The sequence below is a fragment of the Hyunsoonleella ulvae genome (genome assembly GCF_016827605.1).
GTDB lineage: Bacteria > Bacteroidota > Bacteroidia > Flavobacteriales > Flavobacteriaceae > Jejuia > Jejuia ulvae.
Genome location: NZ_JAEPJQ010000001.1, coordinates 109680 through 131622, shown reverse-complemented (window position 1 = coordinate 131622; position 21943 = coordinate 109680). Strand labels below are relative to the sequence as shown.

Genomic DNA, 21943 nt, shown 5'->3' with positions numbered 1-21943 from the left:
ACTTTAGCTTAATAAGTTTTTTTAATCGGTATATAATTCCATATTTATTGTAGGATCCTGCTTTTAAGATTTCTGCTCTGGTAGAAATATTAACCTAATTTTTTTAATTCACTACGTTTATCAATAATTAGGTTTTCTATTATTGTACGTTTAAAAACATCTATATCATAGGGTTTCACTATAATATCATTCATTCCAGATTCAAAAATTTGGTATTTCTGTTCTTCAATTTCTACAGCAGTTAGAGCAATTATAGGCGTACTATTATTAAAAACTCTTATGTCTCTTGCTGCATCAATACCGTTTTTTACAGGCATATTTATATCCATCAAAATCAAATCATAATTATTTTTTCTTGCCATATGTACAGCCTCTTCTCCATTTTCGGCAATGTCACAAATGACATCTGACGATTTTAGGATTTTTTTGGTAACTATTTGATTGATACGATTATCTTCAACAATTAGTGTTTTTTTACCAGCCAATTGAGAAGTGTCTTTTATTGAGGAAGACATGTGTTCTTCACTTTGAGACGCTGTTTTTAATTTTAAAGCAAATTTGAATGCGCTACCCTTTCCTAAAGTACTTTCTACATGGATAGAACTCCCTGCCTGAACCAGTAATTTTTTAACTATTGGAAGTCCTAGACCCGTGCCTTGATATGTTTTTGTTGAGGAATCAATTTGAGTAAATTCATCAAAAATGCTATCAAGTTTATGTTGCTCTATACCAGGTCCTTCATCTTTAATTGTAAAATTAATGGTTGTGGTTTCGTTATCTAAATATGCTAAATTAATGATGACATCAATATTACCGTTTTCAGTAAATTTACATGCATTACTAATAAGATTCATAAGTATTTGGGATAGCATTACAGAGTTGCCTTTTAAATTTTTAGGAACATCATCATGTATTGAAAGATTAATATTGTTTTTATGCTGTAACCTAATGTACTCAAATGAAAACACTATAGTGTTTATCAAATCTCTTAAGTTGAAAATGGTTTCTTCTTTAGTGAAACTCTTATTATCAATTTTGTTCATTTGCAATAAGTCGTTTATAAGTGCAAGAAGATAATTTGCCGAAAATTTAAGCGATTTTAAATCTTTTTCGTGTTCTTTTAACTCTACATTTTCTAATAGTATACTGCTTAATCCTATAACACCATAAAGAGGGGTTCTTAATTCATGGCTTACAGTTGCAAAAAATTGGGATTTAGATTTTGCTAGTTTATCGCTTTCTTCCTTAGCAATTAAATATTGTTTGTTTTTTAACTTAAGATCTTTAACCAATATTTTTTTCTTTTTATTGGCAATTTTATAAGTAGAGAGTATCACTACAAGCAATAAGGTTATTAATAAAATTGCAACTATAAAAATGTTTTTTTGTTGTGCTTTTTGTTTTAATAATTCTTTTTCAAGATTACTAGTTGTAATTTCATTTTTAAATTGCTCAGCCTTTAATTTTGATGTTACAGCATCAATAGTATTTTTTGTTCTATTTTCATTTTGTGCTATAAGATAATCTTCTATCTTTTTATTAATCTCATATAATTCCTTGTAATCTTCTTTCATTTCTAGGGCAACTCTGTAGCCAGTATAAGCCCAATGTGCAAGATCTGCTAATTCTGTATCTTTAGAGTGAGCAATTGACTTTTTAAAATATACGATAGCCGAGTCAGGTTGTTTTAAAAGTAGATGATAGTCGCCAATATTGCTTAAGTGGCTGGCATAGAAATCGTCAGGGTATCCCAACTGTTCTACATATTTTTCGGTGTTTTCTATTTCATCAGGGATGTCCTTTAATTGTTCTAACTCAAGAAATAGCTTAGTTAAATTATGGTGTATCTTGTATAATTTTAAAGTATCTTGTAATTGTTCTGCTATGGTTATGGCTTTTCTATAACTTTTAATACATTGCTCCTCTCCACCTTCTATATAATAATAAACAGAAGCAATGTTGCTCATGGCCTGTAGCATAATACTGCTATCGTTTGCTTTTTTGCCCTCCTCGTGTAGTTCATAAAATATTTTTTTCGCTTGAATCGTATCGTTAATTCTAAGGAATGTATGGCCTACAGTAGCTAATACATCGCTAAGAAGCTTGATGTCTCCATTTTTTCTAGCTAACGAGATGCCTTTATCAGCATAAATTAAAGTTGGTGCGTAGTTAGAACTATAAAGTCCTTCTTGCATCCATTTTAGCATTGCCGTAACATGTTGGGAGACTTCGGCTTGCGTGGAGTCCTTAGAAATTTTAGGAAGTATTTCAGAGGCTGATTTATCCTGGGAATTAGTAGAAGAAAAACGTGATTTATCTAAAGATTTTTGAGTGGGAAAATCAAGTTTGTCATTTTGACTATTTATGAAAATACCAGTAAAACACAAAAAAATAACAAGTGTATTATTTAAATATTTCATAGCATTTTTAATATAACGAACCGTCTAATATACGTATTTTTTTACATAAAATTTATTTTTGTCGATAAAAATCGCTTTTAGGCGATTTTTTTAGTATTTAAGTAATTAGTCAAAAAAATAAAATACAAGCAAATATTGTTTTGTGTTTATTTGATTTTATGAATTAATTACTGCTTTCCAATTCAATGTATGAAGATAGAGTTTATCGCTTGGGAAACATCTATCCTGAAATTACTGAAATTCAAACATACGTTATTTTTGAAACCGCATTAAATCTAAAAGAAATATGCATTGTTTGTAAATCTGAGATTATTATTCCTTTATATAGAACTATCGTTAAAGTTTTAAAAACGATTCTTCTCGTTAATTTAATTGCTTGATAAGCTTATTTCCTCTTACTCGGAAGAAATGACCTCACAGAAATGACCTTTAGATATACTACAGGTTGGGTTGGAAAATTTTTACCACACTATAAAAAATGGGGTTCTGAAAATTGGTCTTGCAAGTTATAGAGTAATACCACACCGATTGTAAATTAAAACCAATAATCTTATTTTATAATTATTTTGGTTACAAAAGGTGTTGATGAACTGATAAAAATAGAAACCTAGGGCTGAAGCAGCATAAAACCAAATTATACCTTTTCAACATAAAATTACCGTAATAAATTGCCCCTTTTTCGTTTATACTTCGATGTTAAAAAAATCGTAATTAAGGCATACTCTATTTTTCTATCTTGTATAAAGAAAAAACCATCAATCTCTTTAAAAGGAATTTCTAATTATAAGTTATTTGTATTTTACTTTTTTTCAACCCACTTTCTGGCATTTACAAAAGCTTCAAGCCAAGGCGAAACTTCATCTTTTCTGCCATCAGGATAATTTGCCCAATTCCATTGGAAGGTGGAACGTTCAATATGTGGCATAGTTACCAAGTGGCGTCCCGTTTTATCCGTCATCATCGCGGTGTTAAAGTCCGAACCATTAGGATTGTGTGGGTAACCTTCATAACCGTATTTTGCCACAATATGGTATTGATCTTCAGTGTAAGGCAAGCTAAATTTACCTTCGCCATGTGAAATCCAAACCCCTAATGTGCTTCCTGCTAACGAGGATAACATCACAGAATTATTCTCTTGAATTTTTACCGATGTAAAACTGCTTTCGTGCTTATGCGAATCGTTATGTTGCATTTTACCGTGTACTTCATGCTCTGGGTTGATGAGGTCAAGCTCCATCCAAAGCTGACAACCGTTACATATCCCAACAGATAATGTGTCTTTTCTAGCAAAGAAGTTATCAATAACTGCTTTTGCTTTTTCGTTGTACTTTATGGCACCAGCCCAACCTTTTGCAGAGCCTAAAACATCAGAGTTAGAAAAACCGCCAACGGCTCCTAAAAACTGAATATCTTCTAGAGTTTCACGACCAGAGATTAAATCGGTCATGTGTACGTCTTTTACATCGAAACCTGCTAAATACATAGCGTTTGCCATTTCACGTTCGGAGTTACTGCCTTTTTCACGAAGGATGGCTGCTTTTGGTCTCGAATTTCCAATTACAGGTAGTTTTCCTGTAAAATGTTTTGGGAATGTATATTGTAATGGTTGCTTTTTATAATTATCAAACCTGTCTTGTGCTAAACCATTTGCAGTTTGCTTTTGGTCTAATAGGAAAGAGGTTTTATACCAAACATCACGTAATGTAGATACTGTAAGTGTGAATACATCAGTATTATTAATAATGCTTAAGGTATCGCTTTCAGTAGTTTTACCAATATTAAAAAATTCGATTTTAGCATCAGCTAATATCTTTTCGATAGAAGCGTCTTTCGTCTGGATTACAATACCTGCATTTTCGGCAAATAATAGCTTAATGGAGTCGTTTTCATTTAAAGCAGAGAGGTCTAACTCAGCACCCAAATTAGTGTCTGCAAAACACAATTCTAAAAGCGTTGTAATTAAACCACCTGATGCTACATCATGTCCTGCAACAATGTGTTCGTCTCTAATTAAACCTTGAATGGTGTTAAATACGTTTTTAACATAGCTAGCATCCTTTACATTGGGCGCATCGTTCCCGATTTTATTTAATACTTGCGCAAACGAACTACCCCCTAATTTAAAATCATCTTGCGAGATATTGATATAGTAAATACTTCCAGCGTTTTTCTTTAAAACAGGCTCAACAACTTTAGAAATAGCGTTACAATTGGCTGCAGCAGAAATGATGACTGTTCCTGGAGAAATCACATCCTCGTTAGGATATTTTTGTTTCATAGAAAGCGAATCCTTTCCGGTAGGCACATTAATACCTAAATCTATAGCGAATTCTGAAATGGCTTCTACAGCCTCATATAATCGTACATCTTCGCCATCGTTTTTACAAGGCCACATCCAGTTTGCAGACAGGGAAACGTTTTTAAGTCCGTCTTTTAAAGGTGCCCAAATAATATTAGTTAAGGCTTCGGTAATTGAATTTCTACTTCCAGCTACAGGATTAATCAATCCAGAAATAGGCGAATGACCAATAGAAGTGGCAATACCTTCTTTTCCTTTATAATCCAATGCCATTACACCAACATTATTCAATGGGATTTGTAACGGACCAACACATTGTTGTTTTGCTACTTTACCCCCAACGCAACGGTCTACTTTATTAGTTAACCAATCTTTACAAGCTACAGCTTCTAGTTGTAATACTTGCTCTAAATAGCTTTGGAAGTTATCAGAATGATACGCAACTTCAGCATAGTTTCGTTTTATGGTATTATCTGTCATTATCGTTTTTGGCGAACTGCCAAACATGTCTTCCATGGCTAAATCCATCGGTGTATTACCTTTGGTTTTAGATTTGAAGGTAAAACGATCATCTCCAGTAACATCCCCTACGGTGTACATTGGCGAACGTTCACGATCTGCTATTTTGTTAAGGGTATCAATATGTTTTTCAGAAATAACTAACCCCATACGTTCTTGAGATTCGTTACCAATAATTTCTTTATCCGAAAGTGTAGGATCGCCAACAGGTAAAGCATCTAAATCAATCTTTCCACCAGTATCTTCCACCAATTCTGATAGACAATTTAAATGGCCACCAGCACCATGGTCGTGAATAGAAACGATAAAGTTTTCATCACTCTCCACCATCCCACGAACTGCATTGGCAGCACGTTTTTGCATTTCTGGGTTAGAACGTTGTACCGCGTTCAATTCGATACCTGAGGCAAATTCTCCAGTATCAGCACTTGATACCGCAGCACCTCCCATACCAATACGGTAATTTTCGCCACCGAGAATTACTATTTTATCGCCTGTTTTTGGGGTGTCTTTTAGGGCTTGATCTTGTTTGCCGTAACCAATTCCACCAGCTTGCATAATTACTTTATCAAACCCTAGTTTTCGGGCATCTTCTTCATGTTCAAACGTTAATACCGAGCCGCAAATTAAAGGCTGACCGAATTTATTACCAAAGTCTGACGCACCATTAGAAGCCTTTATTAGAATATCCATCGGGGTTTGGTATAGCCAATCGCGTTCTTCAATGCCATTTTCCCAAGGACGGTTTTCTTCTAGTCGAGAATAAGACGTCATATACACCGCAGTTCCAGCCAAGGGAATAGAGCCTTTACCACCTGCAAGTCTATCACGAATTTCGCCTCCCGAACCTGTAGCGGCACCGTTAAAAGGCTCCACTGTGGTAGGGAAGTTGTGTGTTTCTGCTTTTAGTGAGATTACAGAATCAAAATTTTCGGTCCTATAAAAATCAGGAACATCAGCACGTTTTGGTGCAAATTGCTCCACTCTAGGACCTTTTATAAATGCCACATTATCTTTATATGCCGAAACAATATCGTTAGGATTTTGCTTGGACGTTTCTTTAATTAATTTAAATAAAGACGTTGGTTTTTCTTTACCATCAATCACAAATGTGCCATTAAAAATTTTATGGCGACAGTGCTCCGAATTTACCTGTGAAAATCCAAACACTTCAGAGTCCGTCAATGGGCGACCAATTTTCTTAGAAACACCCTCTAAATAGGCCACTTCCTCATCACTTAAAGATAAACCTTCCTGTACGTTATACGCCGCAATATCTTCAATGTCTAAAATTGGTTCAGGTTCAATATCAATGGTAAAACTCTCTTGGTTTAAACCATTAAATTTTTCAGAAATCATCGGGTCAAAATCCGCAAAATCTTCTGAAACTGCTTGAAATTCTTCAATGCGTATAATGCCAGAGATTCCCATATTCTGAGTAATTTCCACCGCATTGGTACTCCAAGGTGTGATCATTGCGGCACGTGGCCCAACAAAAAAAGCATCTAAAGATGCTTGCTCAATTTTTGGTTGGTTGGCAAAAAGCCATGTTAATTTTGAAATTGTTTCAGGACCTAATTCTTTTGTTGTTTGAACCGCAAAAACCTTGCTATTTACGTTCCCAAAGAAATGAATCATTAGTGTTGCGTTTGGATGTTTATAGAAAGTGCAAAAATACACTTTTTTAGCGATTCAATGTGTCTTTTTTAGTGAAAGCGATATCTGTTATTAACAGTATTTTAACAAGAGATTTTTCGGCGTTATCACGCTCATATCTACCAGGTTTTAGAAACCTTGCAGAATTACTTAGGTTGAGGCTGTTGTTGACAAGTCTTTTGTTTTGTCATTCCTGCGAAAACAGGAATGACAGGATTGTTAAAAAAGCTTCTGGACATTTCTAAAAAATCAAACGTTTTGTCATGTCGACATGAGGTACGATTGAGACATCACATTATTAAATTAAATATGTTGATACTTCTACTAGAATAGGTGTTTATATTTAAATCCATATTTTGGATTCCTGCCTTACTGAAACAAGTTCAGCACGTGTCGCAGGAATGACAGGTATGTTAGAAGTACTTTTTCAAAATAGATTTTACAGAACCATAATAAGAGCGTCCAAACATATTTAAATGCACCAACAAATAATACAATTGATACATTTCAATTCTTGCTGAAGTATTTTCATCAGTTGGGCATTCTAAAAAGTAAGCCTTATAAAACGATTCACTAAAACCACCAAAGAGTTTACTCATGGCAATATCCACTTCAGCGTGTCCGTAATACACTGCTGGGTCAATAACATAAGGTGTGCCGTTTTTTGAAATTAAATAATTGCCACTCCATAAATCGCCGTGTAACAGACTAGGTGTTATATCTTTAAAAAGTGGTTTTAATTTATTTTTAATGCGTTCTGGTTTTGGGCACTCAGAGTCTTGAAGCAAGCCTTTTTGTTGGGCTAATTCTAGTTGCGGTTGTAAGCGTTGATACGTATAAAAATCTACCCATGTTTTGTGATGGGTGTTACTTTGTGGCAATGGCCCGATAAAGTTATCTCTATCTAACCCAAAATACTTAGATGTACATTGGTGTAGTTGTGCTAATTGTGTGCCTAGGGTTTTAAAATCCTGAGCGGAAGGAGATTTCGACGCAATAAACTCTAAAATTAAAAATGCTGAATTCTCAAAAACATCATAAGCGATAACTTTTGGTGTTTTTATGGTATTGGTTTTAGCTATGGATTGTAAACCATAAGCTTCAGTTTGAAACATGGTTAATGCATCTGGTGCGTTATTAACCTTTAAAAAGTAATTTGCTTGCGGTGTAGAGATTTTACAGGCTTGTGAGACATCCCCACCACTAATTGATGTGACGTTTTGGATAGCGTCATTTAAAATATTGGAAAGGTAAGTTTTTAAATCAGAATTCATGATTTAAAAGTACCGATTATTTTTTCTAAATCTGATTTTGAAATAAACTATATAAGTGATTCTATTGGTGGTTCTTTACGTTTTACAAAGTAGCTGTCATGTCGAAATGAGGTACTATTAAGACATCTCATTCGGTAGCATAAAGTATGATGTGATTTCTCCTTTCGTCGAAATGACTCGATATATTGCTATTTATGCTTTACGCTCCAGCAACGCCATATAAAACCCATCGAATCCGCTTTCATGCGCCAGTACTTTTTTGTCTTTTACAAACTCAAAATTGGCACCTGCTTCCGATTTTAGAAAAGCTTCTACTTGGTTTTGATTTTCTGATGGTAATACGGAACAGGTAGCGTAAACTAGTTTTCCATTTGGTTTTACCATTTTAGAGTATTGTTGTAAAACATCTTGTTGGACACCTCTAATTCTATCTAAAAACTCGGGTTCTAATTTCCATTTGGCATCAGGGTTGCGACGCAATACACCTAAGCCAGAGCATGGCGCGTCTATTAAAACGCGGTCTGCTTTATTGTGTAATTTTTTGATTGGTTTTGTGGAATCAATCACTTTTAAATCAACGTTATGTACGCCGTTTCTACGTGCTCTTATTTTTAGTTTTTTAAGTTTGCTTTCGTAGATGTCCATCGCTACAATTTGTCCTTTATTTTCCATTAAAGAAGCTATATGTAGTGTTTTACCGCCTGCGCCTGCACAAGCATCTACTGTCTTCATTCCGGGCTTTACATCTAAAAATTCTGCGACCAATTGGGATGAGGCGTCTTGTACCTCGAAAAGTCCTTTTTTAAAAGCATCGGTTACGAATACATTGGCACGTTCAGTCAATTTTAAGGCTGATGGATAGCCTTTTATGAATTCGGTTTCTATATTATTTTCGTCTGATAGTATGTTTTGAAGCTGATCTTTTGTTGTTTTTAGGGTGTTAACTCTTAAAATTACATCAGCTTGCTCATTTTGCATGGCGATTTCCTTGGTCCATTTGGTTTCTCCCAGTTCTTTCAAGCCCAGCTCGTCAATCCAATCAGGTATAGATTCTCTTAACTTTCTGGTTTTTGAGAGCTCATCAAAACGTCCTTTTATTTTTCGGGTTGGGGTATTTTCAAAATATTTCCAATCGGGTAACTTTATGCCTTTTAGTGTAGCCCAAACAGCAAACATACGCCAAAGGTTATCACGATCAAAAGGTTCTTTTACTTCTGCTATTTCTGCATACAAGCGTTTCCAGCGTACGATGTCATAAGTAGTTTCGGCTACAAAGCCTCTGTCTCGAGCACCCCAGCGTTTATCGCGTTTTAGGAGTTGTTGAATGACTTTATCGGCGTACTGTGCTTCGTTAAAGATTTGCGTTAATCCGTCTATTACGGCAAAGCAGAGGTTTCTGTGTAATCGCATGGTGTTTTATTGAGGGTGCAAAGGTACGTTTAAATTGTTTAATTGTGGATGTGTTACTTTGTTTAAACGTTTTGTTTTATGGTGTGTATTGCTGATAGTTTTTTGGTGGTTTTGGCTTTTGGTTTAGCATAGGTTTTGGCAGATACCTGCGTTAAGCCTGCCTGCTGGCAGGCAGGGATTGCAGTGGAAAGCCCATAGCCCGACGTAGAAGGTGCGAGGACTTGAAACGGAAATCCTGACCCGACAGGGGAACGCAAAAAAAATAATTAAACCTTTTTTATTTGTTCGAGTCTAAAAATGAAAATTAAACTCCAAATGAAATTACCAACACTTATTTTTGTTTCTTTATTAGTAATGTTATCGTGTGGTTCGTCTGATGATATTGATACTTCTATGGACGATAGTGATGATACTACAGGTCCTCCTAATATTCTTTTAATTATTGCTGATGATATGGGGGTTGATGCGTCTCCTGGATATGCTATTGGGGATATTAAACCTAATATGCCAAATTTAGAGAGGATGATAAATAATGGTATCGTTTTTAATAACATGTGGTCTTACGCAGTTTGTACCCCAACTCGTGCCAGTATGCTAACTGGTAAATACGGTTTTAGAACAGGGATAACTGGTGTTGGGGATGTTTTACCTACTAGCGAAACCTCTATACAGAAGCATTTGGATTTGAATAATTCTGGGTATGCGCATGCGGTTTTTGGGAAATGGCATTTATCGTCTGATACTGCTCATCCTAACAACATGGGTGTTGGTACTTATGCCGGTATATTATCTGGTGGCGTTAGGGATTATTGGAATTGGGATTTATACGAAGGTGGACAAACATCACCTAGTAATACCTACACAACTACAAAGTTTACAGATTTAGCTATTGATTGGGTTACTGCACAATCGCAACCTTGGTTTTTATGGTTGGCGTATAATGCACCACACACACCGTTTCATTTACCTGACGCTAATTTGCATAGCCAAGGTGGTTTGCCAAATGACCAAGCGAGTGTGGATAACAATCCGTTACCTTACTACATGGCTATGCTCGAGGCTATGGATACTGAAATTGGTAGGCTTCTTAATGCTATGACACAACAAGAACGCGATAACACTATAATTATATTTATAGGTGATAATGGCACCCCAAATAGGGTGGTACAAGAGTATCCAAGACAAAGGGCGAAAAATAGTATTTATGAAGGAGGTATTCGTGTGCCTATGGTTATTTCTGGTGCAGGTGTTAGTAGAAAAGGTGTAAGTGAAGACGCTATTTTAAATTCTACTGATATGTTTGCTACTATAGCGTCCTTAGCTGATGCTGATGCTGGAATTATGACCGATAGTAAAAATTTTGAGTCTATGTTGCATACATCAGGTATAAGTGTGAGGGATTACAGTTATGCTGAGGTAAATAATGGCGGTAATGATTTTGATTATGCGATTAGAAATGATATCTATAAATACATTCGGTTTGCAGATGATACCGAGGCGTTTTATAATTTAACAGATGATCCTCTGGAGGAAACTAATTTGTTAAATACTAACGGAGGACTTAGTAGCGAAGAGGCAACTAATAAAACCAATTTAGAGACACAACTAAATAACATTACACAATAATTTAATACACAATTTATGATGAAGACATCCAAATATATAAGTCAGTTTATACTTTTAATTTTTGTAATAATAGCATGTTCTAATGGAGATGATAGCGTTAATGATTTGACTATAGATGATGAAGGGGTTAACCCTGAAACCGAATATGATATTAGCGGTATTCTATCAAAGTTTGTAGGTACAGGTTTATCGTATGCTGTTAACGGCAATACGGTAACGTTTACTACAGCTAATTTGCCAAATCATACAAGTCCGTATTGGCCTATTAATAACCCTTTGTATGAAGCCTATAACGGCACCAATGCTAATTTTAGACAGAACCCTAACGAGATAGCAGAACAAAACATCGTGTTTACCATAACCTTAAACCCTGAAGAAGCCACTAATAAACAGGCCACGTCAATGGGGCCTATTGGTATTTCCAGAAATGGTGTAGTGTTCTTTAACCAGTATGCTGCAGGTGGTTCTCCTTTAACGAATGAAATCAATTCTTTCGATCAACATTTAGGGCATCCAGCCGGAGGAGGTCAATACCATTATCATATTGAACCTACTTATTTGACAGGGCTGTTTGGGGAAGATGCATTTTTAGGGCTTTTAGCCGATGGGTTTCCTGTGTATGGGCCTGTTGAAAATGGTAACACAGTTACCAATGCCGATTTGGATGTGTATCATGGACATACACATGCTACTACCGATTTTCCTGATGGTATTTATCATTATCATGTTACCAGTGAAGATCCTTATATTAACGGTAATGGCTTTTATGGAACTCCTGGAAATATATCACGTTAATTGAGGTGCATTTATTTTTATATCGTTTTTTTGTGTGTTGTTGGATGTGGAAGGACTTCTAATACCAAGAATATCAATGCATCTGATACAAACTTGCATCTAGATAATGGTGTTTTGTTTTACAGGGATGTACCGTTTAATGGTATATTATCTGAATACTATACTTCTAAAACCATAAAATCTAAAACTGATTATAAGGAAGGGAAAAAGCATGGCACAGAAATGCGATGGTATAAAGATGGTAGTACGTTAAGCGAGCGTTTTTATTCTGGAGGTTTTAAAACTGGTGTGCATAGGTCTTGGTGGCCTTCTGGGGATTTAAAGTTTGAATACCATTTTAATGATAAAGGCGAGTTTCATGGTGTTGTGAAAGAATGGTACAAATCAGGTCAAATCTTCAGCGATTTTAACTACCGTAAAGGTAAAGAAGATGGTAAACAGCGTATGTGGAAAACTGATGGATCCATTAAAGCAAATTATGAGGTGGTGGACGGAGAACGTTTTGGTTTAATAGGACTTAAAAAATGTTATACCGTAACTGTAAATAGTGATGATATTGAGTGATAATTATTTAGTTGTTATCCCTAACTTGTCTTAGGTTCTTATTATACAAAATTTAAAAGTTTAGTAGTGAAATATATATCCATAATAGCATGCGTTTTAGTTTTATGGTCTTGTAAAGAGAAACAAAAACAGGCCAGTACTGTAAGTAAGTTGCCCTACTTTAATGCTGCTGATTTTACTCCAGAATGGGATATGCCAAAACATAAAATACCTGAGTTTGCATTTATAAATCAAAAAGGAGATACAGTTACCAATGATACGTTTAAGGGGAAAATTTATATAGCAGATTTCTTTTTTACAAGTTGCCCAGGTATTTGCCCAAAGCTTACCACTAACATGAAAGCCATTCAAGATACCTATACTTTGGATGATGATGTTATGTTACTATCGCATACGGTAATGCCATGGCGAGATTCTGTGCCATTATTACAAAAGTATGCACAGAAATATGAGGTTAATTCTAAAAAATGGCATTTGGTAACTGGAGATAAAGATGCACTGTACACCATTGCCAGAACAGGTTATTTTGCTGATGAAGATTTTACTAAAACCCAAGATGAGAGCAATTTTATACATACCGAAAATTTTATTTTAATAGATGCATCAGGATACATACGTGGAGTTTATAACGGCACGTTGCCTATTGATGTAGAGCGTTTAAAACGGCATATAGAGATTTTGAAACGGGAGATTTGATTTCTGTATTATATTATAATTATAAGCTTTGGGAATATTCTCGAAGCTTTTCTGTGTTTATGGATTAGCTACCCATAAATAAAATCCTTAAGGTAAAACCAAACAAAAAATTTGATAAAGCACGCAAGTTTTATTTTTTTTAAACATCTAAACTTGTACAAGTTTAATTTAAATATTTGACGGAAAACGAATTTATAGCTGGATTACAAAACCATAATGCCAATGCGTATGGTAAATTGTTGGATGATTTTCAGCAGAAGGTATTTGCAACTTGTATTTCTTTTGTTCCCAACAAGGAGGATGCTGAGGACATTGCGCAAGAAGTTTTTGTAGAAGTGTTTAATTCAATTAGGAAGTTTAAGGGGAATTCTAAATTATCAACGTGGATTTATAAAATTACTACAAATAAATGCCTGGAATTTATAAGGAAGCGAAATACAAAAAAACGTTTTGGGTTTATGCAATCGATTTTTGGAAATGAGATTCTTTTAGATAAAAAGAGCTACTTCACAGAGATGAATCATCCAGGGGTTATTTTAGAGAATAAAGAGAAAAGTGAAACTTTGTTTTATGCAATTAATCAATTGCCCAAAGTTCAAAAGGTGGTATTTACCTTGCATAAAATAGATGGGAAAAGTTACCAAGAAATTAGTGATATTATAGAGAAGAGCCTGTCTTCAGTAGAATCTTTAATGTTTAGGGCAAAAAAGAATTTACAAAAGCTTTTAGAAAATTTTTATAAGAACAATAACTAACGCAAGTTTTTAAAACTTACGACATCTAAATATTTGATATGGATAGAGATAGAAACATACAAAACCAAATTGATGAGACCTTAAGCGTTTTGGAAAGTACAAATACCGTTAATGTTTTCCCTTTCTTTAAGGATAAAACGATGCATGTTTTATTTGCTGAAAAGAGAGAAGAACCAAATGTTTGGTTTCGCTTTACACCTGAATTACAACTTGCAACTTTAATTTGTATTGTGGTTGTAAATGTGATAGCCTTTACCAAGTTGCAAGAAACGTCTACTTATCAAGAAAATATAAGTGAGTTTGCTGATTCCTATGGATTGTCTACTAATGATATGGATACTGCAATTTTAAATAATTAATTATGAAGAGGAATTTACCTTTGTATATTTTACTCGTCTTCTTGATAATTGTGAATGTTTTTTTTCTTAACAATTATTTAGGCAGTAATAATAAGGAGCAGCAAGTCATAGAGCATAAGCCTCCTGGAGATTTTTTGATGAAGGAACTAGGTTTTGATGATATGCAAAAAGAAGCCTTTAGGGCTTTGACACATAAGCATAGGCAGAAAATGAGGGGCATATCTGATGAGATAAGAGTGCTAAAGGATGAACTATTTGGTAGTATTTCAGATACTTTATCAGGAAGTAAAAAAGTAGAATCCATTGCCAGTTTAATTGGAGATATGGAGACACTAAAAGACTTAGAGGTGTTTCGACATTTTAAGGAAGTTCAAAAATTATGCGATGCAGAACAAAAAAAGAAGTTTAGTAAGATAATTCAAGATGCATTAAAGCCCGGTTTTAGAAATCATAGGCCACCACCTCATGGGGGAAGACCACCTCGACATGGTAATGGACCTCCGACACCCCCAGATCATTAATGCTTAAAAATGGTAAAGACGCTTTATTGGAAGAGCGTCTTTTTTATTTATACTTTTTTTAACAGTATTCCCTACTAGTTTGGAGCGATATATGTGTTCTTAAGACTAAGGCTCTTTGTTAATTAAAAACTATGAAGTTTTTTTCCTCAAAGCGCAAGTATTTTTTTAAACATGCATCTAAAAAGATAAACCAAACCCGAATTAATGAAGCTTAGCCAGAACAAATTAATGTATTTGCTTACAGCAGTTGTTTTAATTGTAATAAGTCTTAACATCGTAATGATTTGCGTTTGCTGTAGATAGAAATAGTGTAGAAAGATATATCGAAATCATTCTATAGTATTTTAAGTATTAGATGACTCTATCTATTCACTTTTTAGCCTTTAGCGATAATGACGATAGTACCTCTAGATAATGAGAAATGAGAGGAGGTTAAGAGGTTTGGGCAGCTTTTAAATAGGAAATTTGATAATAGCCATATATTTTAACAGAAGGCTTCGTGAATATTCATGAAGCTTTTTTATTTTTAGACAAATCTAAGCTTATGCGTTATTACGTTATCCTAGTTTTAGTGTTTCTAGCCCATACATCCTGTAAGCAAGAGGAAAAACAAGATAAAACTATTACAAGAGTAGATATTGATACGATTGTACAGGATTCTCTTTTAAATGTAAGAGCCTTGGAAGTTTATGGGGAAAGTTTTGGTTGTTATGCTACATCTAGAGGCGAAGTAGGTATACTTACGGAAAACAATGGGGTTACCGAGCATGAATTTTTAGTACAACATACTTATGATACCGTAATCCCCAATTTTAGGGCAATAAGTGCTACTAGTGAAGGCGGATTTGCTTTAAGTATTGGTAGTCCAGCTTTATTGTTTAGTGTGGCAATTTTTAATAACCAGATTGTTTACAAGGAAGATCACCCTAAAGTTTTTTACGACGCTATGGAATTTTGGAACGATCAAGAAGGTATTGCGATAGGCGATGCTATAGATGGTTGTTTAAGTATCATAATTACCCGTGATGGAGGAAAAAGTTGGGCAAAGTTGCCTTGTGAAGCTTTACCTAAAGCTACCGAAAACGAAGGTGCTTTTGCGGCAAGTGATACAAATATTGCCATTGTTGGTATTAAAACATGGGTAGCTACTTCAGCGGGGCGTGTGTATTTTTCGCCAGATAAAGGTAAAACTTGGGAGGTTTTTGATACACCCATCATCAAGGCAAAAGATACTGAAGGTATTTATTCTATAGATTTTTACGATGAACTTAATGGCTTTGCTATTGGCGGCGATTATACCAAACCAGATGATAATAAAGCTAACAAAATAAGAACTCATAATGGTGGTAAAACTTGGGAGTTGGTTGCGGTAAACAAAAACCCTGGATACCGCAGTTGCGTGCAATACATACCAAACAGTGACGCCAAAGCATTGGTTGTTGTTGGTTTTAAGGGTATTGATTACAGTAATGATTTTGGTAATACATGGCAGCACTTAAGTGATGAGGGGTTTTATACTATTAGATTTTTAAACGATTCTACAGCCTATGCAGCTGGAAATGGTAGAATTTCAAAATTGATATTTCGAGAATAAAAAAAAGAGGCTTTTAAGGCCTCTCATTGCGTCGCTTTCTTAACTCATGCAGCATTTTTTTCTTAAAATCTTCTTCAGCAATTTTAAGCTTAATAATTTTTTTAGCAGGAATAATATCTAAAAGTTTACTGTGAAATACATTACGTAGCTCATGTAATTTATTTTCAGCAGCATTCATTTTTTTTATTAAATTTTTTGCCTCATCATTAGTAAGTGTTTCATAGTTATCACGAATACTGTTTCTAATACTTCTAATCTCTTCAAACCTAATTTTAGATGTTTTCTCATCAAAATCATTATAAACTGGCCAGAAGTTTTGAGCTTCTTCAGTAGTTAAATCTAACTGCTCAGTAATAAAAGCAATTTTTAAACTCTTAATGCGCTTGCTATGTTTTGGCTGTGCATAGGCACTTAGGGCGATAAAGAATAATAATGTTACAGTAATATATTTTCTCATTTTTTTAGTGTTATTCAATCATTAAACTTTCAATATCACTAGCATCTAAAAGATAAGCTTCTATAGATTCATCCTCTAAATTTAGTTCCACAAAAGTATCCTCAATAAGTTCCTCCTCAGATAATAAAGCAGCAATTTCGTAAGAACTGATATTTGTATCGATAATGTAATTTTCAACGGTTTGCGTTTCTAAATCATCATATTCAGTTGTTGTATTAAATATCGATAAGCTTATTAATAATAGCACTGCAGCTGCGATACTGGAAATGTAAACTATATTTTTTTTGCTAAATAATGGGATTACTTTTGTGTCTTTGTCATCTGATAGTGTTTTGATGATACTATCTTCAAGTCCATCAAAATAACTATTAGGAGTTTTAAAACCTGATACCATAGTATTAGGAAGAACCTCATTAGTTTTGATGTTCTCTAATAATTTTTCATCAAAAGTATCAAAGTAGTCTTTTGGGGTTTTAAAACCTGAAGCTTTTATGTTATGTAAATTCTTGTGTTTCATTGTTTAAGCGTTCCTCTACTTAGACATCTTATTTGTAAAAAGGTTTAATTATCAGTTAAATAAGTCTCTATTTTTTTTACTGCTATATGGTAAGATGCTTTAAGAGCACCTTCACTAGTTTCTAGGATATCTGAGATCTCTTTGTATTTTAAATCTTCAAAGTATTTCATGTTAAATACCAACTGTTGTTTCTCTGGTAATGTGGCTATGGCTTTTTGAAGTTTTAATTGAATGGCGTCCCCTTCAAAATAGACATCAGATGTTAAATTATTGATGGCAAATCGTTGTACTTCTTCACTTGTAATTTGTAAGCGCTTAGCGTTTTTGTTTATAAGTGTGATAGACTCGTTAGTGGCAATGCGGTACATCCAAGAAAATAGCTTACTGTCCCCTTTAAAGTTGCTGATATTTTTATACACTTTAATGAATGTATTTTGAAGCACATCGTCGGCATCCTCATGCGATTTTACAATGTTACGGATATGCCAATACAATCGCTCCTTGTAGAGAGAAATAAGTTCTCTAAAGGCTTTTTCTTTATGTTGTGGCGTTTGTAGCTCTTGTACTAATTGTGCTTCGTTGGTCACAAATGGGGTTTAAGGTTTAGACAGCTAAATATAGCTAAAGTTTAACATGTGATTTTTTAATCAAACGGCTAAATATGTAATTATTTAATAATCATATTGTTATAAAATAAATAATCGATAAAATGTAAAAAAATACGATAAAATGCATTTTTTCTTGCTTACTACGTATTTTTAGTATAGATTTGTATCAGAAACCTACTTATATATGTTAGTCGTCCCCAAGTCTAGCATGAACAAAAAAAGGATAGTCCCCCAAATCACTATCCTTTTTTCTTTTTTTACGGTATTCTTTTGAAAAAACTAACCAATGCTCTGCATTTCTACAAGCTTATGGTAAGTCCCTTTATTTGCAATGAGATCACTGTGTTTTCCCTGTTCAACAATTTCTCCTTTACTTAAGACTACAATTTCATCAGCGTTTTGAATGGTAGATAATCTGTGGGCAATTACAATAGAGGTTCTGTTTTTCATCATATTCTCTAGGGCCACTTGTACTAGCCTTTCGCTTTCAGTATCTAGAGCAGAGGTAGCCTCATCCAAAACCATTATTGGAGGGCTTTTTAAAACTGCTCTTGCAATACTTAAACGTTGTTTTTGTCCACCAGATAATTTATTCCCTGCATCTCCTATATTTGTATTGATCCCTTCGGGTAAATCTTTTACAAATTCCCATGCATTGGCAACTTTTAGGGCTTCTACGATATCTTCGTCGGTAGCGTTTTCATTACCAAGCTTTAAATTGTTTTTTATGCTATCGTTAAACAAAATGGCATCTTGGGTAACGATTCCTAATTGTTTTCTAAGTGAGTTAGTTGTTAAGTGTTGGATGTTTATACCATCAATTAAAATCTCTCCCTCATTTACATCGTAAAAACGTGTGATGAGATTGGCAACAGTAGATTTTCCACTCCCAGATTGTCCTACCAATGCCACGGTTTTACCCTTTGGAATGGTTAAGCTGAAATTTTTTAGCACATATTCGTCTTGATATTTAAACGAAATGTTTTTAAATTCTATTTTAGAATTAAAACCTTCTTTTATCTTAGCATCTGGTTTATCTTTTAAAGGATTTGGTGTGTCTATAATTTCTTGGATACGTTCTGCGGCTGCTCCTCCTTTTTTAATGTTATAAAGCCCTCTGGATATGGCTTTAGCGGGTGTAAGTATGTTGTAGGCAAGCCCCATGTAAATAAGAAAGTTACCTCCATCTAAAGCTAAACTTGCATTATTGTTTAGCACAAGATTTCCACCATACCATAAAATTACGGAAATCATGCAAATACCCAGAAATTCACTTGCTGGAGAGGCTAGGTTTTGTCTATTTAATAGTTTATTGGAGAAATTATAAAATCTATTGGTAGATTCTTGAAACTTTTCGTTAAACTTATTTTCTGCACTAAAGCCCTTTATAATTCTTAATCCCGTTAAGGTTTCTTCCAAGGTAGATAAAAACATGCCTTGTTCCTTTTGGACTCTATCTGATTTTCGTTTTAAACTTTTACCAATTCTTGAAATTACAAAACCCATGATTGGTATAAAAATAAATACAAATAATGTGAGTTTAGGGCTTATGTATATCATGGCAACAATAGTAAACAGAATTGTTAGGGGTTCTCTAACAATAAGTTCCAAAACGGATAGAAAGGAATACTGTAAATCTTGTACGTCGCCAGTTACCCTTGCCAAAATATCGCCTTTTCTTTGGTCTGAAAAGAAGGATAATGGCAGTTCCATAGTTTTCTTGTATACTCTGTTTCTAATATCTCGAATTACACCATTTCTTAAAAACACCAGAAAGTAATTGGCGAGATACCCAAATAGGTTCTTAAGGAGAAACATGACTACTATAAGCGCAATGGTAAACATTAACGCTTTGGATTTGTCTCCACCTGTAAATTGATGCATTTCGTAATTAAGGTAATCGCCTGCATATTCCCCTAACTTATCAATGGTGGTGTACACTGGTTTAGATGTTGGAATCGTTTTTTCTTTATCGAAAATAACATCTAACATAGGTTTTAAAGCTATAAACGAAAGTGTGCCAAATAACGCAAAAAACACGTTAGAAATAACGTGTCCTATGGCATAACGTTTATAAGGTTTTGCATACCTTAAAATAGTTGTGAAATGACTCATTAAATCAAATTCATATCCTTCAGGATGGTTTCTGCTTTAGTATCTAATTCTTTTTCTAAAGCTTTAAAATTTTCGGTACTATCCAACTCTGAATTTACACTTACATAAAACTTTATTTTTGGTTCTGTACCACTTGGTCTTAGTGCTATTTGGCTACCATCTTCAGTGTAATAAATAATTACGTTGGATTTAGGGATGTCTATTGGAGTGGTTTCTCCTGTGGCTAAATTTTTTGATGTAGCAGATTCGTAATCTTCAATTTTTACAACCTTGGCACCATTAACAACGGTTAATGGGTTTTGACGTGCATCAATCATCATTTGTTTAATTTCTTCTGCTCCTTCAATCCCCTTTTTGGTCAATGAGATTAGTTTTTCTTTAAAGCAGCCATGTTCTACGTATAGTTTTACCAGTTCTTCAAAAAACGAACTGCCATTAGCTTTTGTTATTGCCGCTATTTCACAGGCTAATAGGGTAGAGGTTACAGCGTCTTTGTCTCGCACAAAATCTCCTACCATAAAACCAAAACTTTCTTCTCCACCACCAATGAAATCTAATTCTGGATGGTCTTTAATTAATTTGGCGATCCATTTAAAGCCTGTAAGTACTATTTTGTTATCTACACCATAGGCATCAGCTAATTTATTGAGCATTGGTGTGGAAACAATAGTGGTTGCTATGAATTCTTTTCCTTGTATTTTTCCTTCGGATTTCCATTTTTTCAAAAGGAAATCCACCATCATTATCATGGTTTGATTTCCATTAAGTAGTTGCAATTCGTTTTCAGCATTACGTACCGCAACACCCAGTCTGTCACAGTCTGGATCTGTACCAATAACTATATCTGCTCCTACTTGTTCAGCTAATTCCAAAGCCATTTTTAACGCTGCGGGTTCTTCTGGGTTGGGAGATTTTACAGTTGGGAAACCACCATCTGGTTTGCGTTGTTCTTCAACGATATGTACATTTTTATAACCAGCACGTTGTAGTGTTTCAGGCACAGCGGTAATGGAAGTGCCATGAAGTGAGGTAAAAACAATTTTTAAATCGTCTTTGGCTGTTTGCGAAGCTCCAACACTTCCGTTTTCTAATGAAGCATCAATGAATTTATCATCAACATCTTTACCTATGTAGGTAATCAAATCATCATTGGCCGTAAACTTAATATCTGCATAATCTAAATCATTTATTTTACTAATTACAGCACTATCATGTGGAGGTACCAATTGCCCGCCATCTTTCCAATATACTTTGTACCCGTTGTATTCTGGTGGATTGTGAGATGCTGTTAAAACTATACCACAGTGGCAGTTTAAATGTTTTACGGCGAAAGATAATTCTGGAGTAGGTCTTAAATCTTCAAACAAAAATACTTCTATGCCATTTGCAGAAAATACATCGGCTACTACTTTGGCCAGTGTTTTACTATTGTGTCTACAATCGTAGGCAATAACCGCTTTGGGTGTTTCATTAGGAAATTGAGCATGCAAATAATTGCTTAAACCTTGTGTGCTTTTTCCGAGTGTGTATTTATTTATGCGGTTGGTGCCAACCCCCATAACACCACGCATGCCTCCAGTACCAAACTCTAAATCTTTATAAAAACTTTCTTGAATATCTTTTGGGTTGTTTGCAATGCTATCTTTTATAATTTGTTGCGTTTCTGTATCAAAAGTTGGAGTCAACCAAGCGTTTATTCTTTCTAAAATTTTTGGTTCGATGTGTATCATGATGGTCTTATTAATAACTAAGAACAAA

At 34.5% G+C, this 21943-nt stretch carries 17 protein-coding genes; 8 read left to right on the top strand and 9 right to left on the bottom strand.

The window, feature by feature from the left end:
* Window positions 1-89 precede the first annotated feature (89 nt).
* The 4 genes from JS605_RS00570 to JS605_RS00555 all read right to left on the bottom strand — a co-directional run bounded on the left by JS605_RS00570 (window position 90) and on the right by JS605_RS00555 (window position 9578).
* The gene (locus JS605_RS00570) at window positions 90-2420 is read right to left on the bottom strand and encodes a response regulator (protein ID WP_203255761.1); all 2331 of its coding nucleotides are present in this window, start codon (window positions 2418-2420) and stop codon (window positions 90-92) included.
* A 799-nt stretch (window positions 2421-3219) separates the two neighbouring features.
* Window positions 3220-6876 carry a phosphoribosylformylglycinamidine synthase gene (purL, locus tag JS605_RS00565; RefSeq protein WP_203255760.1) on the bottom strand — a complete coding sequence of 1219 codons (3657 nt, stop codon included), beginning with the start codon at window positions 6874-6876 and terminating at the stop codon, window positions 3220-3222.
* A 431-nt stretch (window positions 6877-7307) separates the two neighbouring features.
* The gene (locus tag JS605_RS00560) at window positions 7308-8168 is read right to left on the bottom strand and encodes a fructosamine kinase family protein (RefSeq protein ID WP_203255759.1); all 861 of its coding nucleotides are present in this window, start codon (window positions 8166-8168) and stop codon (window positions 7308-7310) included.
* A gap of 192 nt (window positions 8169-8360) precedes the next feature.
* Window positions 8361-9578 carry an RsmB/NOP family class I SAM-dependent RNA methyltransferase gene (locus tag JS605_RS00555; RefSeq protein ID WP_203255758.1) on the bottom strand — a complete coding sequence of 406 codons (1218 nt, stop codon included), beginning with the start codon at window positions 9576-9578 and terminating at the stop codon, window positions 8361-8363.
* 297 nt (window positions 9579-9875) lie between these two features.
* Here JS605_RS00555 and JS605_RS00550 point away from each other — a divergent pair, with 297 nt between their 5' ends.
* From JS605_RS00550 to JS605_RS00515, 8 genes are all read left to right on the top strand, one after another.
* Window positions 9876-11204 carry a sulfatase-like hydrolase/transferase gene (locus tag JS605_RS00550; RefSeq protein ID WP_239000218.1) on the top strand — a complete coding sequence of 443 codons (1329 nt, stop codon included), beginning with the start codon at window positions 9876-9878 and terminating at the stop codon, window positions 11202-11204.
* A gap of 15 nt (window positions 11205-11219) precedes the next feature.
* Window positions 11220-11999 (top strand): YHYH protein, encoded by a 780-nt coding sequence (locus JS605_RS00545; protein WP_239000217.1) that lies wholly within the window; start codon window positions 11220-11222, stop codon window positions 11997-11999.
* A gap of 30 nt (window positions 12000-12029) precedes the next feature.
* Window positions 12030-12563 (top strand): toxin-antitoxin system YwqK family antitoxin, encoded by a 534-nt coding sequence (locus JS605_RS00540; protein ID WP_239000216.1) that lies wholly within the window; start codon window positions 12030-12032, stop codon window positions 12561-12563.
* A gap of 66 nt (window positions 12564-12629) precedes the next feature.
* Window positions 12630-13259 (top strand): SCO family protein, encoded by a 630-nt coding sequence (locus JS605_RS00535; RefSeq protein ID WP_317194093.1) that lies wholly within the window; start codon window positions 12630-12632, stop codon window positions 13257-13259.
* A 176-nt stretch (window positions 13260-13435) separates the two neighbouring features.
* Entirely contained in the window at window positions 13436-14014 is a 579-nt protein-coding gene (locus JS605_RS00530) for an RNA polymerase sigma factor (protein WP_203255757.1), read from the top strand.
* Window positions 14015-14052: 38 nt separating this feature from the next.
* Complete coding sequence (locus JS605_RS00525) at window positions 14053-14373, top strand: hypothetical protein (protein ID WP_203255756.1); 321 nt, start codon at window positions 14053-14055, stop codon at window positions 14371-14373.
* A gap of 2 nt (window positions 14374-14375) precedes the next feature.
* The gene (locus JS605_RS00520) at window positions 14376-14894 is read left to right on the top strand and encodes a Spy/CpxP family protein refolding chaperone (RefSeq protein ID WP_203255755.1); all 519 of its coding nucleotides are present in this window, start codon (window positions 14376-14378) and stop codon (window positions 14892-14894) included.
* A gap of 544 nt (window positions 14895-15438) precedes the next feature.
* The gene (locus JS605_RS00515) at window positions 15439-16488 is read left to right on the top strand and encodes a beta propeller repeat protein (RefSeq protein ID WP_203255754.1); all 1050 of its coding nucleotides are present in this window, start codon (window positions 15439-15441) and stop codon (window positions 16486-16488) included.
* A 13-nt stretch (window positions 16489-16501) separates the two neighbouring features.
* Here JS605_RS00515 and JS605_RS00510 read toward each other — a convergent pair whose 3' ends face one another.
* From JS605_RS00510 to JS605_RS00490, 5 genes are all read right to left on the bottom strand, one after another.
* Window positions 16502-16945 (bottom strand): Spy/CpxP family protein refolding chaperone, encoded by a 444-nt coding sequence (locus JS605_RS00510; protein ID WP_203255753.1) that lies wholly within the window; start codon window positions 16943-16945, stop codon window positions 16502-16504.
* 10 nt (window positions 16946-16955) lie between these two features.
* Window positions 16956-17462: a hypothetical protein gene (locus JS605_RS00505; protein ID WP_203255752.1), complete on the bottom strand. Its 507-nt coding sequence runs from the start codon at window positions 17460-17462 to the stop codon at window positions 16956-16958.
* A 44-nt stretch (window positions 17463-17506) separates the two neighbouring features.
* Window positions 17507-18049, bottom strand: coding sequence for an RNA polymerase sigma factor (locus JS605_RS00500; protein WP_203255751.1), 543 nt, complete (start codon window positions 18047-18049; stop codon window positions 17507-17509).
* Window positions 18050-18349: 300 nt separating this feature from the next.
* Window positions 18350-20185 carry an ABC transporter ATP-binding protein gene (locus tag JS605_RS00495; protein WP_203255750.1) on the bottom strand — a complete coding sequence of 612 codons (1836 nt, stop codon included), beginning with the start codon at window positions 20183-20185 and terminating at the stop codon, window positions 18350-18352.
* Window positions 20185-21915, bottom strand: coding sequence for a phospho-sugar mutase (locus JS605_RS00490; protein WP_203255749.1), 1731 nt, complete (start codon window positions 21913-21915; stop codon window positions 20185-20187). The genes JS605_RS00495 and JS605_RS00490 overlap by 1 nt, the downstream gene beginning before the upstream one ends.
* Window positions 21916-21943: the final 28 nt, after the last annotated feature.